This window comes from Stenotrophomonas sp. S39, from assembly GCF_016624665.1.
GTDB lineage: Bacteria > Pseudomonadota > Gammaproteobacteria > Xanthomonadales > Xanthomonadaceae > Stenotrophomonas.
The window spans coordinates 1-12,367 of record NZ_JACVTT010000040.1 but is presented as its reverse complement, the minus strand read 5'-3'; the positions used below and the strand labels follow the sequence as shown (position 1 = coordinate 12,367).

11 protein-coding genes are annotated in these 12,367 nt (G+C 69.6%); 4 read left to right on the top strand and 7 right to left on the bottom strand.

All coding sequences use genetic code 11. From position 1 onward, the window contains the following. Positions 1–82: 82 nt before the first annotated feature. From IAE41_RS11910 to lpxH, 3 genes are read left to right on the top strand one after another with little or no spacing between them, the layout of a single operon-like run. Complete coding sequence (locus IAE41_RS11910; protein WP_200733265.1) at positions 83–1,228, top strand: glycosyltransferase family 1 protein; 1,146 nt, start codon at positions 83–85, stop codon at positions 1,226–1,228. Next, complete coding sequence (locus IAE41_RS11905; protein ID WP_079220791.1) at positions 1,209–1,748, top strand: phosphatase PAP2 family protein; 540 nt, start codon at positions 1,209–1,211, stop codon at positions 1,746–1,748. Before IAE41_RS11910 ends, IAE41_RS11905 begins: the two co-directional genes overlap by 20 nt. Before the next feature lie 53 nt (positions 1,749–1,801). Further along, complete coding sequence (gene lpxH, locus IAE41_RS11900) at positions 1,802–2,548, top strand: UDP-2,3-diacylglucosamine diphosphatase (protein ID WP_200733264.1); 747 nt, start codon at positions 1,802–1,804, stop codon at positions 2,546–2,548. 94 nt (positions 2,549–2,642) lie between these two features. On the opposite strand, the gene IAE41_RS11895 is transcribed toward lpxH, so the two are convergent. Beyond that, positions 2,643–3,896, bottom strand: coding sequence for a M12 family metallo-peptidase (locus IAE41_RS11895; protein WP_200733263.1), 1,254 nt, complete (start codon positions 3,894–3,896; stop codon positions 2,643–2,645). A 227-nt stretch (positions 3,897–4,123) separates the two neighbouring features. Here IAE41_RS11895 and IAE41_RS11890 point away from each other — a divergent pair, with 227 nt between their 5' ends. Next, positions 4,124–5,590 carry a DUF2235 domain-containing protein gene (locus tag IAE41_RS11890; protein WP_200733262.1) on the top strand — a complete coding sequence of 489 codons (1,467 nt, stop codon included), beginning with the start codon at positions 4,124–4,126 and terminating at the stop codon, positions 5,588–5,590. Positions 5,591–6,114: 524 nt separating this feature from the next. Here IAE41_RS11890 and IAE41_RS11885 read toward each other — a convergent pair. The 6 genes from IAE41_RS11885 to IAE41_RS11860 all read right to left on the bottom strand — a co-directional run bounded on the left by IAE41_RS11885 (position 6,115) and on the right by IAE41_RS11860 (position 12,297). Beyond that, entirely contained in the window at positions 6,115–6,939 is an 825-nt protein-coding gene (locus IAE41_RS11885; RefSeq protein WP_079220787.1) for a ferritin-like domain-containing protein, read from the bottom strand. 9 nt (positions 6,940–6,948) lie between these two features. Continuing rightward, positions 6,949–8,415 carry an amidophosphoribosyltransferase gene (purF, locus tag IAE41_RS11880; RefSeq protein ID WP_079220786.1) on the bottom strand — a complete coding sequence of 489 codons (1,467 nt, stop codon included), beginning with the start codon at positions 8,413–8,415 and terminating at the stop codon, positions 6,949–6,951. A gap of 30 nt (positions 8,416–8,445) precedes the next feature. Continuing rightward, complete coding sequence (locus IAE41_RS11875; protein ID WP_108758309.1) at positions 8,446–9,195, bottom strand: CvpA family protein; 750 nt, start codon at positions 9,193–9,195, stop codon at positions 8,446–8,448. A 37-nt stretch (positions 9,196–9,232) separates the two neighbouring features. Further along, positions 9,233–10,267: an SPOR domain-containing protein gene (locus IAE41_RS11870; protein WP_200733261.1), complete on the bottom strand. Its 1,035-nt coding sequence runs from the start codon at positions 10,265–10,267 to the stop codon at positions 9,233–9,235. Positions 10,268–10,346: 79 nt separating this feature from the next. Beyond that, a complete protein-coding gene (gene folC / locus IAE41_RS11865; protein ID WP_200733260.1) occupies positions 10,347–11,618 on the bottom strand; it encodes a bifunctional tetrahydrofolate synthase/dihydrofolate synthase in 1,272 nt (423 codons plus the stop codon). 34 nt (positions 11,619–11,652) lie between these two features. Beyond that, positions 11,653–12,297: a histidine phosphatase family protein gene (locus IAE41_RS11860; protein WP_079220782.1), complete on the bottom strand. Its 645-nt coding sequence runs from the start codon at positions 12,295–12,297 to the stop codon at positions 11,653–11,655. Between the last annotated feature and the right edge of the window lie 70 nt (positions 12,298–12,367).

The following is a 12,367-nucleotide window of genomic DNA, read 5'->3' as shown; positions in this document are numbered from 1 at the left end:
GCGGCCGTCATCCCACGGTCGCAAAGCGGTAACAGGCACTACATGGGCAGGCCCGAGCATGCCGGAAAACCGGAGGCCCGCCATGCGCCATGCCATTGTCACCGAGACCTATCCGCCGGAAGTCAACGGCGTCGCACTCACCGTGCAGGGCCTGGAACTGGGACTGCGCGCGGCCGGCCATGAGGTCGACCTGATCCGTCCACGACAGGCCAGTGAAGCACTGGACTCGGCGCCCGGCACGCTGCTGGTGCCGGGCGCCGCCCTGCCCCGCTACCCGGGCCTGCGCTTCGGCCTGCCCGCGCCGATCCGCCTGGGCCGCCACTGGCAGAAGCAGCGCCCTGACGCGGTGTACATCGCCACCGAAGGCCCGCTGGGCTGGTCGGCGCTGCGCACCGCCCGCCGCCTCGGCATTCCGGTGGCGACCGGCTTCCACACCCGCTTCGACGAATACCTGCCCGACTACGGCGTTGCCTGGCTGCAGACGGCGGCGATGCGCTGGATGCGCCGCTTCCACAACCAGGCCGATGCCACCCTGGTGCCGACCCGCGAACTGCAGCACTTCCTCACCGACCAGGGCTTCGAGCGCGTGCGGCTGCTGGCGCGCGCGGTGGACAGCCAGCAGTTCGATCCCAGCCGGCGCGATCCCGCATTGCGCGAGGAATGGGGCGTGGACGGCAACGGACTGGTCGCCATCTACGTGGGCCGCATCGCTGCCGAGAAGAACCTCGGGCTGGCGGTGAAGGCCTTCCGCCGCCTGCAGCAGGTGCGGCCGAAGGCACGCTTCGTGTGGGTCGGCGACGGCCCGGCACGGGAGAAGCTGGCCCACGAGAATCCCGATTTCATTTTCTGCGGCATCCAGCGCGGCGACGCCCTGGCCCGCCATTTCGCCAGCGGCGACCTGTTCCTGTTCCCCAGCCGCAGCGAGACGTTCGGCAACGTGACCCTTGAAAGCATGGCCTGCGGCCTGGCCACCGTGGCCTTCGACTACGGCGCTGCGCGCGAGTACCTGCGCAACGGCGAGAACGGGGCCGCCGTGGACACCGACGAACAGTTCATCGAAGCGGCCGTGCAGCTGGCCAGCGACGATGCACTCCGCCGCGAGCTGGGCAGCAACGCCGCCCGCGCGATGAAGCGCCTGCACCCGCAGCAGGTGGTGGCCGAATTCGAAACGCTGCTGGCCGAACTGGCCCAGGCACGGAGGACCGGACATGCGCACAACGCCGCTTGAAGGACTGGCTGGCCGCGAAGCGCGGCTGTGCCGCCGGGCCAACCACTACTGCCGGCGCCGCCGCGTGCGTCGCCTGTTCTCGATCATCAGCCGCCTGGGTGATGGCGTCTTCTGGTACGTGCTGATGGGCGCGCTGGTACTGGTCGATGGTTTCGACGGCCTGCGCGCATCGGTGCACATGGCCGCCACCGGCCTGGCCGCACTGCTGCTCTACAAGGGCCTGAAGCGCTGGACCCGGCGCCCGCGGCCATATGCGGCCGACCTGCGCATCCGCGCCTGGGTGGCACCGCTGGACGAGTTCAGCTTCCCCTCCGGCCACACCCTGCATGCGGTGTCCTTCACCATCGTGGCGCTGGCGTACTACCCGTGGCTGGCACCGCTGCTGGTGCCGTTCACCTTCGGCGTGGGCCTGTCGCGCGTGGTGCTGGGCCTGCACTACCCCAGCGACGTGCTGGCGGCCACCGGCATCGCCGCGCTGCTGGCCTCGGCCAGCCTGGCCTGGCTGCCGCTGCCGGTTTGACGCGGTCGCGCCCGCCAGGCCTGCCCGGCGAGCCGATGCCCTAGAATGCCCGCATGACGACGCTGTTCATTTCCGATCTGCACCTGGACCCCAGCCGTCCAGCCATCACCGACCTGTTCCTGCGCTTCCTGCGCGAGGACGCGCCCGGCGCGGACGCGCTGTACATCCTCGGCGATCTGTTCGAAGCCTGGATTGGCGATGACACGCCCTCGCCGGCCGCCGATGCGGTGGCCGATGCGCTGAAGGTGCTGTCCGACAGTGGCGTGCCGGTGTTCTTCATGCGAGGCAACCGCGATTTCCTGCTGGGCGAGGACTATGCGCGCCGTGCCGGCCTGCGCATCCTGCCCGACCCCTGCGTGATCGAGCTGTACGGCCGCCCGGTGATGCTGCAGCACGGCGACCTGCTGTGCACCGACGACATCCCCTACCAGCAGTTCCGCGCGCAGACCCGCGACCCGGTGTTCCAGGCCCAGTTCCTGTCGCAGCCGTTGGCCGCACGCATTGCGTTCGCGCAGAAGGCGCGCGATGCCAGCCAGACACGCCAGTCGGAAATGAAACAGGGTGACCGCGCGCAGTTCGAAACGGTGACCGATGTGGCCCCGGCCGAAGTCGAGGCCACCTTCGTGCGCCACGGCGTGGACACGATGATCCACGGCCACACCCACCGCCCGGCCATCCACACGCTGCAGGCCGGTGGCCGCAGCTGCACCCGCATCGTGCTGGGCGACTGGTACGAGCAGGGTTCGGTGCTGCGCGTGGATGCCGGCGGCTGGCGCCTGGATTCGCTCAAGCGCGAATGACGGATTGCCGGGTGCCAACCAAGGTTGGCATCTACCAGAGCGCGCAGGCCGGTAGACGCCACCCCTGGTCGGCGGGTGCCATCCGGTAACCGCCTCAGCGGAAGCCGGCCACCGTGTGCTTGGTGGTGACCAGCACGCGCTGGTTGTCGGCTGAACTGGCAATGCCCATCGGGATGCCGTTGTAGCTGATGTTCGGGTTGGACCAGTAGTTCAGGCGCGGGCAACCGCGGGTGCAGTCATAGGCCATGATCGTGCGCCAGCCGGTACCGGTGGCCGGCTCGTAGCGGTAGCCGTGGCCGAACGCATACGGCGAGGTGCTCGGATCGTTGGCGATGTCATGCCGGGCACTCTGCAGGTGGCCGATCTCGTGCGCGAAGGAGTAGTAGCCCGTCGCGCAGTCCCAGTACACCGCCGCGAACGCCGTCGCCGCGGTTGAACCAATGCCCGAGGCCAGGCCGCAGTAGCTGGTGTTGTTGATCAGCAGGACGCCGACATCCGCCGTGGTGGCGTTGCGGCTGGCATGGATGCTGTCCATGTAACCGTCGCTGGTGTTGCGGAAGCGGGTGAGGTCGGTGGTGAAGTTGCCCGACTCGGTGTAGCTGGTGGTTTCATAACCGGCCAGCTGCATGGTGATGCCGACGTTGCTGTTGGCATACCCCTGGTTGGATTCGGCCACCGCCAGCTGCACCAGCGATTGCATGTTGCCGCCATAGGCCGCCACCGCGGCATTGGTGGCCACCACCAGCACGCGGATGGTCGCGGGCGTGCCCGACGATGCCTGGGCGATGCCGATGCGATCCTGGGCCGCCATCGGAATCTTCGGCAGCTGGTTGTAGTCGGCCGGGTGGTCGGCAGGCATCCGCGTTTCGTCCACCGCCACCAGGATGTGGCGATCACCCAGCGGGCGCAGCCGGTACAGCTTGCCGTCCTTGCGGATCGAGCCGGTGAGCGTGTTGCCCGAGCGCACCACGATCAGTGAATTGCCCGGATCGTCCTGGCCATTGGAGGTCGCCTTCTGCAGGCGGTCCGACGGCGCGCGGATCTGCCCGTACCAGATGCTGCCACCGTCAGGCAGCGCCTCGACCCTGCTGCGGATCGCCTGCACCTGCTGCCCCAGCAGTTCAAATTCCAGCTGCGGCTGCGCGATGGCGGCCGCGTCGATGCGCACTTCCTGTACCGTGGCCGTGGACGGTGTGGACAGCAGCCGGGCCAGTGCGGGATCGCTGCCGGCCGAAGCGCGGCTGAGGATGGTCACCGGTTCAAACAACGGCGCGGCACTGGCCGCCGCCGCCACCGAAAGGCCCAACAACACGCCAACCGCCGTTCTACCCATCGATCTGGACATCATTCTGGTCGCTCCTGGAAGTGAGGTGGACAGCCTTGATGCATCACGACCCGGTTTGCCGGGTCTGGCCATTCGGCCTGTCCAGCGCGTGTGAATTCAATAGAGGACAGGCGTCGGCATCCGGATCTGTGATCCACGGCCTCGGCGTTCAGGCAGGTCAAAAACGCCAGTACACTTCGCCAACACATGGCATTCGCGCCACCGTGACGCGGCCACGACGGGGAACGCACATGGCACCAGGACAGCACCAGGCAGATGCGGACGCCGATCCCGGCGTGCTGCGCATTGGCCTGTTCTTCGACGGCACCCGCAACAACGCGCACAACCTCGCGCGCGGCCGGCCGCAGTCGCCGCAGCCACGCCCTGCCCTGCTGCGCGCCGACGATGACTCGACTTACCAGAGCCGGCTGACCAGCAGCTACGACAACGGCACGACCAACATCACGCGGCTGTACCAGCTGTACCCGGACAGCCGGCGCACGCCCGGCGTCGGTGCGTCGCTGGCGATCTACATCGAAGGTGTCGGCACCCGCGATGACGCCGAGGACGACCTGATCGGGCTGGCCTTCGGCGTGGGTGCCAGCGGCGTGCGCGCCAAGGTCCAGCGCGCGCTGCAGGTGCTGCTGCCGGCTGCCCTGGCCGCGCTTGCCGCGCAGCGGCGTACCCCGCTGCACAGCGTGCAGGTGGACCTGTTCGGTTACTCGCGTGGCGCGGCGGCCGCACGCGATGTCGCCAACCAGCTGCACGGCTGGGACGGCGCGCGCTGGCGACAGCTGCTGCAGCAGGCGGGCCTCGTGTGCGCGGTGGATTTCGCGGTACAGCGCCCGGCGCTGCGCTTCATCGGCCTGTTCGACACCGTGGTGGCGGTCAACGGTGGCCGTGCCGATGAGCGGCCGCAGCTGGCCCTGCCTGCCGGCATCGCCGGCCGCGTGGTGCAGCTGGTGGCCCGCGATGAACACCGCCAGCACTACCCGCTGACCACGGTGGCACCGACGCATGCCGAGATCGTGCTGCCCGGCGTGCATGCCAACATCGGCGGCGGCTACGACCAGACCGAGGAAGGGCCGAAACTGCTGAGCCGGCCGCACCGGCAGCAGCTGCGACGCCCACCGGTGCCCGACTACCAGACGCCCTCGCTGGCGCAGCTGCAGGCGACCACGGTGTACGCCGAAGCGCAGGCCGATGCCGAACGCTGGCGGCAGCAGCTGGGCCTGGACGAGAAAGAAGTGTGGGTGGATGTCTGGCACCAGTGGCAGCAGCAGCGCCGTGCCGGCAGCCGCAGCGTACTGCTGAGCCCCGTGCTGTACGTGACCGCAGCGGTGGTGCTGCGCCGGCCCATCGACTGGCGCTACCAGCTGATCGGCCTGCAGGTGATGCAGCGGCAGGCCAGAGAAGCCGGCGTGCAGTGGACGGCCGAGGCGGCCGACGTGGCGGACTGGGCGCTGCCTGCCAACCTGCAGCCGATCGCACGGCGCTTGCTGGAGGGACAGGCACTGACCCCGACCCAGGAAGCACTGCTGCGCCGCCGCTACCTGATGCAGTCGGCGCACTGGAACTTCGATGCACTGGGCGACACCGCGCTGACCTACGCGGCCGATGCCGGCGTGAGCGAGTTGCCGTACCGGCCCGGACCCGGCCTGTTCTACATCAACCGGCCGACGGTGGACGGCAAGCGCGTGGTGTTGCCCAACGCGTGACGTGCATCCACGCATGGCGTGGATCTACCCGCGACCCGGTGCGTGGCGTGTATCCACACATGGCGTGGATCTACCCGCGGCCCGGCGCGTGACGTGCATCCACGCATGGCGTGGATCGACCCGCGACCCAACGCGTGACGCGCATCCACGCATGGCGTGGATCTACCCGCGACCCGGCGCGTGACGTGTATCCACGCGTGGCGTGGATCTACCCGCCGCCCGATGGGTTACGTGTATCCACGCGCGGCGTGGATCTACCCGCGACCCGGCGCGTGACGTGCATCCACGCATGGCGTGGATCGACCCGCGACCCGGCGCGTGACGCGCATCCACGCATGGCGTGGATCGACCCGCGGCCCGGCGCGTTACGTGCATCCACGCATGGCGTGGATCAACCCGCGGCCCGGCGCGTGACGTGCATCCACGCATGGCGTGGATCAACCCGCGACCCGGCGCGTGACGCGCATCGCGGCCCGGTGCCTGAAGTAGATCCACGCCATGCGTGGATGGCGCCAGCGGCGTGATCAACCCGCCTGTTCGATCAGGTTGGCCAACTCGTCGGCGTCGAAGCCTGCCAGCAGGCGCGCTTCCAGATTGAAGGGACCGTGCAGGTAGCCGCCGGCATATTCCAGCAGCAGTTCCTTGAAGCGTGCGCGCGGCTCGACGCCGGCGCGTTCGCAGTACCAGCGGTACCAGCGCGAACCGGCAGCAACATGCGCGACTTCCTCGCGCAGGATCACTTCCAGCACATCGGCGGTTTCAGCGTCGCCGACATTGCGCAGCTTCTCGATCATGCCGGGCGTCACGTCCAGCCCACGCGCTTCCAGTACCCGCGGCACCAGCGCCATGCGTGCCAGGCCGTCATGCGCGGTCTTCTCGCACATCTCCCACAGGCCGTTGTGCGCGGGGAAATCGGCGTACTCGTGGCCATGCACCTGCAGCCGCTCGCGCAGCAGCAGGAAGTGCCGCGACTCATCGTCGGCGCAGCTGACCCAGTCGGCATGGAACGCCGCGGGCAGGCCGCGGAAGCGATACACCGCATCCCAGGCCAGGTCGATCGCATTCAGTTCGATGTGGGCAATGGCGTGGATGAAGGCGGCGCGGCCTTCCACCCCGCCCAGCCCACGCCGCGGCACCTGCCGCGGGTGCACCAGTACCAGCCGCGCGGGGCGGCCGGGCATGCGGATCGCTTCAGGCGGCGGCGCGTCGGCGGCCACCTTCAGGCGCCCGGCGCGGAACGCCGCCGCGTAGGCCTGGGTCAGCGCCACCTTGCGCAGCGGGTCGGCTTCGGCCAGGCACTGCTGCGCAGCGCGCAGCAGGTCGCCACCGACGTCGGGCACATCGACCACGGCTGTACCTCAGGCGCGGCGCTTGTGCTTGGCGTCGTCCGAACGCAGCTGCTGGATGCGCTCGAAGTAGCCCGGCTCGATGCCCGTCGGGTAATGGCCGTTGAAGCAGGACGAATCGAAATTGCGCAGCGCCGGATTGCCCTCGCTCACCGCCGCTTCCATGTCCTCGATGTCCTGGTAGATCAGCCAGTCGCAGCCCAGGTGGGCTTCGATCTCTTCCACCGTGCGGTTGTGCGCCACCAGCTCCTCGGCTGCCGGCATGTCGATGCCGTAGATGTTGGGGAAGCGCACCGGCGGCGCGGCGCTGGCCAGGTAGACCTTGCGCGCGCCCGCATCGCGGGCCATCTGCACGATCTGCTGGCTGGTGGTGCCGCGCACGATCGAGTCGTCCACCAGCAGCACCACGCGGTTGCGGAACTCCAGGTGGATCGGGTTGAGCTTGCGGCGCACCGACTTCACCCGCTCACCCTGCCCCGGCATGATGAAGGTGCGGCCGATATAGCGGTTCTTGATGAAGCCTTCGCGGTACTTCACGCCGAGCACGTTGGAGATTTCCAGCGCGGCATCGCGCGAGGTGTCCGGGATCGGGATGATGGTGTCGATGTCGTGGTCCGGGCGCAGGCGCAGGATCTTCTCGCCCAGCTTGATGCCCATGCGCATGCGCGCCTTGTGCACCGAGACGTTGTCGATCATCGAATCCGGGCGTGCGAAGTACACGTATTCGAAGATGCACGGGGTGTGCTCGGCCGGCTCGGCGCAGATTTCCGAGAACAGCTCGCCGCGCGCGGTGATCACCAGGGCTTCGCCCGGCTGCACGTCGCGCACGCGCTGGAAGCCCAGCACGTCCAGCGCCGCCGATTCGGACGCCACGATGTATTCGTCGCCTTCGGCGTGGCTGCGCTTGCCCAGCACCAGCGGGCGAATGCCATGCGGGTCGCGGAAGGCGACCAGGCCCAGGCCCAGCACCACGCTGACCACCGCATAGCCGCCCTTGCAGCGGCGGTGCACGCCGGCCACGGCACGGATCGCCGCTTCCGGGCTGAGCTGGCGCTGCTGTTCCAGTTCGTAGGCAAACACGTTCAGCAGCACTTCGCTGTCCGAATCGGTGTTGACGTTGCGGCGGTCCTGCTCGAACACCTGGCGCCGCAGGTCTTCGGTGTTGATCAGGTTGCCGTTGTGGGCCAGCGCGATGCCGTAGGGCGAATTGACGTAGAACGGCTGCGCTTCGTCCATGCCTTCCGAACCCGCGGTCGGGTAACGCACGTGGGCGATGCCGATGTTGCCTTCGAGGGTGGACATGGTGCGGGCGTCGAACACGTCGCGGACCAGGCCGGTGGCCTTCTGCACCCGCAGGCGGCTGCCGCTGGCGGTGGCGATGCCTGCCGCGTCCTGGCCGCGATGCTGGAGGACGGTCAAGCCGTCATACAACTGCCCGGCGACGTTCTGGTTGCCGACGATTCCGACGATGCCACACATGGTGCGAGGTCTCCGCTGGGCCGTGCCCAGTTACAAGGAAGGTGGCCGTACCTGGCCTGGGGTTCCGCCCGCAGCGGGCGCGGGCCGTGCCGGACGCTCGGGCGCCGGCTCGATGCTGCTGGGCAGTGCCGAAGCCGCGACGGGCTCCTGCTGTGCGTCCACGGGCCGCGGCCATCCGCCGCCCGCCACTACCTCGTTGAGGACGCCATTATCGCCTGTGATGCCCGGCTTGCCCAACACCTGCACAGCAGATGGGGCGTTTTCCGGCAGGGGCAAGGGCAGATGGTCGGGCAGCAGGCCATCCAGCGGCAGGCCCTCCCCCCAGGCCGGCAGCTGCGCCTGCATCCAGGCGACGGCCGGCTGCAGCAGCGGCCGCAGCTGTGACTGCTGCCACGACGGCTCGCCCGGCAACGCAGTGAAGCCCGCCAGCAGCAGCAGCACGCTGGCCAGCAGCAGCCCGCGCAGCAGGCCCAGCGCGCCGCCGAGCAGGCGATCCACGCCGCCCAGCAGGGTCAGCTTGATGGCGGCCTTGAGCAGCAGGCCCAGCAGGCCGACCACCACCACCGTTGCGATGAAGACGCCCAGGTAACCGGCCAGGTAGTGGCCACTGCCGGGCGGCTGCGGCGCGGCCCACGCGTGTGCAGCCTCACTGCCGAAGGTGAAGGCGGCCCAGGCCGCAAGCAGCCAGGACAGCAGGGCGACGACGGTGCCGATGAAGCCACGCATCAGGCCGAACAGCACCGAGGCGGCAATCAGCACGCCCAGCACGATGTCGATCACCTCGCCCCCTCCTGCTTACGGCGGGCGATCGGCCGGATCATGGGTGTGGTCGGACCATGCCGGCCACGCCGACCTTGGCGGCGACCTGCGCCTTCAGCTGCTCGGCGTCGGCGCGGTTGGCCACCGGCCCGACGCGCACGCGGTGCAGGGTGCCCTTTTCGGTGCGGACCTGCTCGACGAAGGCGCTGAAACCGGCGGCGCGGACCTTGTCGCGCAGCGCATTGGCATCGTTGGCCTGGCCAAATGCCCCCAGCTGCACGGCAAAGCCGATGCCGCTGGCAGCCGGGGCTGCCGGCGTCGCCGGGGCTTCGGGCTTGCTGGCCGTTGCTTCCGGCTTCGGCTGCGGCTTGGCCGGTTCAGGCTTGGGCTGCGGCTTGGGGGCTTCCGGCTTGGGGGCCGGCGGCGTGGCGGCGGCCGGGGTGCTGGCCGGCAGGCTTTCGCTGCGTACCGGGTTGGCGGCAGCCGACGGCGACGGTGCAGCAACCGGCGTGCTGGCGCTGGGCGCGGCCGGGGTGGCAGCCACGGCCGAAGACGGCGCGGTGCTGGCATCCAGGGTGATGACTTCTGCCTTGACGTCACCGCGGACCTTCACCGCCTGCAGGCGCGCGGCTTCGGCCTGCGCGCGGTCGGCATACGGCCCCACGCGCACGCGCCAGGCCGGGCGACCGTTGATGGAGGCGGTTTCGGTGAAGCCCGGCAGCTGCGAACGCTTCAGGTAGGCGATGACCGCATCGGCGTCGGCCTGGCTGCCGTAGGCACCGAAGGTGACGGCGTAGTTGCCGGCGGCAACGGCTGGCGAGGTATCCACGGTGGGCGGGGTCGCCGGCGCAGCGGCGTCCTCGACCGGCTTGGCCTGGCCGCTCTGCAGGCCGGTGGCGCCCCCGGCCGGGGCGACCAGCGGCAGCTCACGGGTTTCGAACTGGCCATCGGCCGGCGCGTCGGGCGCGGCGATGGGCACATTGGCCACGCCGCTGTCCGGGGCAGGCCCCTTGACCAGCATCGGCAGGAAAATCACGGCCAAGGCCACCAGGACGATGGCACCAATCAGACGCTGTTTCAGGGGCGTATCCACGTGAGGCAGGCGACAGGCTGGAGATGGGTCGATTATACGGGTGCCGGGACGAACGGCGTCGGCGCTGGCTGAACGTGGATCAGGGGTGGTCCTGCAGCCACTGCAACGCCGCCGCTGCGGTGTGGAACGAACCGAACACCAGCACCCGGTCGCCGCGCTGGGCCTGGGCCAACGCCTGCTGCAGCGCCTGCTCGACGCTGTCGGCCAGCGCGGCCGTCGCGGCCGGGGTATCGGCCAGACGTGCCTGCAACTGCTGCGCGCTCTGCCCACGCGGGCCTTCCAGCCCCGCCAGGGTCCACTGCGCGACGCTGTCCTGCAGCGCCTGCACCACGCCTGCGGCGTCCTTGTCCTGCAGCGCCGCGTACACCGCCAGGGTGCGGCCCGGCGCCACTTCGGCGTTCAGCGCGCGGGCCAGCTGGCCTGCGGCCTGCGGGTTGTGGCCGACGTCCACGCGGATCTGCACGCCATCACGCTCGAAGGCCTGCATGCGGCCAGCGATGCGCGCGGCGGCGATGCCGGCGGCCCAGGCCGCACGCGGCACCGGCCGGTCCAGCGCGCGCAGTGCGGCGATGGCAGCACCGGCATTGGCCAGCTGGATCGGAGCGGCCAGCGACGGGGTTGGCAGTTCCATGCGCAGGCCGACATCGCGCCAGCGCCAGCGCTGGGCATCGATCGGCTCGTAGAAATAATCGCTGCCGCCGCGGATGGCGTTGGCACCCAGCCGATAGGCCCGATCCAGCACGCTGGACGGCGGGTCGGTCTCGCCCAGGATCACCGGCTTCCAGCCGCGGATGATGCCGGCCTTCTCGGCGCCGATCGCCTCGCGGTCCTCGCCCAGCCACTCGGCATGGTCGATGTCCACGGTGGTGATGACCGAAACATCGGCATCGATGATGTTGACCGCATCCAGGCGCCCGCCCAGGCCTACTTCCAGCACGGCCAGGTCCAGCCCGGCATCGGCAAACAGCTGCAGCGCGGCCAGGGTGCCGTACTCGAAATAGGTCAGGGTGATTCCACCGCGCGCGGCTTCCACCGTGTTGAACGCCGCGACCAGCGCGGCGTCCTCCACGTCCTGGCCATCGATGCGCACCCGCTCGTTGTAGCGCAGCAGGTGCGGCGAGGTGTACGCGCCGACCTTCCAGCCGGCCGCACGGCCGATGGCCTCGATGAACGCCACCGTGGAACCCTTGCCGTTGGTGCCCCCGACCACGATGGTGCGCTTGGCCGGCGCACCCAGGCCCATCGCGGTGGCCACGGCGCGCACGCGCTCCAGGCCCATGTCGATGGTCGCCGGGTGCTGGCGTTCGATGTAGTCCAGCCAGTCGGCCAGGGTGGTCGGGGTGTTCGTCACGGCAGGGGTTCCAGCAGAAGCAGGTGGTTCGGGATCAGAGCGCGCGGTGCTTGGCTTCGCCGAAGAACGGCGTGTGGTGGGCGCAGTCGTTCAGGCGCACCACTTCCAGGCTGTCCAGGTCGGCGCCTTCGAGCAGGTTCAGGGTGGTCGGGGCCTGGCGGAAGGTCCACAGGCGGGAAATCGGCAGGCCCAGCACCTTGCACAGGATCACCCGGTTGACCGCGTCATGGGCGACCACCAGCAGGGTGTCATGCTCGCCGAGGCCTTCGGCGGCACGGGCCAGGCCGCGCCAGCTGCGCTCGAGCACCAGGCGCAGCGATTCGCCGCCGGGCATCAGCACGGTATCGGGTTCCTCGCGCCAGGCCTTCAGGCGCGACGGGTCTTTTTCGTTGATCTCGCTGGCCAGCAGGCCTTCCCACTCACCGTGGGCGATTTCCTGCAGGTCCGGCTCGGTCTGCAGCATGCCGGCGCGGTCGGCGCCGAGGGCGAGCTGGGCGGTCAGCTGGGCGCGCGACAGCGGCGACGCCACGGCACGGGTGATGTCCACCGAAGCGAGACGGGCGCCCAGGGCCTGGGCCTGGGCTTCGCCGATGGGCGAAAGCGGGATGTCGATCTGGCCCTGGTAGCGGCCTTCGGCGTTCCACGGCGTTTCGCCGTGACGGGCAAGCAGGATGCGCATGCGAACAAGGGGTCCTGGGGGGGAGGAGGTTTCCGCGTTCGTTCACATCCTGTGAAGTACGCGGAACAGG

Coding starts and splice junctions, on each gene's coding strand:
- lpxH (WP_200733264.1), top strand. CDS start 1,802: ATGACGACGCTGTTCATTTCCGATCTGCACCTGGACCCCAGCCGTCCA.
- purF (WP_079220786.1), bottom strand. CDS start 8,415: ATGTGTGGCATCGTCGGAATCGTCGGCAACCAGAACGTCGCCGGGCAG.
- IAE41_RS11905 (WP_079220791.1), top strand. CDS start 1,209: ATGCGCACAACGCCGCTTGAAGGACTGGCTGGCCGCGAAGCGCGGCTG.
- IAE41_RS11895 (WP_200733263.1), bottom strand. CDS start 3,896: ATGATGTCCAGATCGATGGGTAGAACGGCGGTTGGCGTGTTGTTGGGC.
- IAE41_RS11910 (WP_200733265.1), top strand. CDS start 83: ATGCGCCATGCCATTGTCACCGAGACCTATCCGCCGGAAGTCAACGGC.
- IAE41_RS11890 (WP_200733262.1), top strand. CDS start 4,124: ATGGCACCAGGACAGCACCAGGCAGATGCGGACGCCGATCCCGGCGTG.
- IAE41_RS11860 (WP_079220782.1), bottom strand. CDS start 12,297: ATGCGCATCCTGCTTGCCCGTCACGGCGAAACGCCGTGGAACGCCGAA.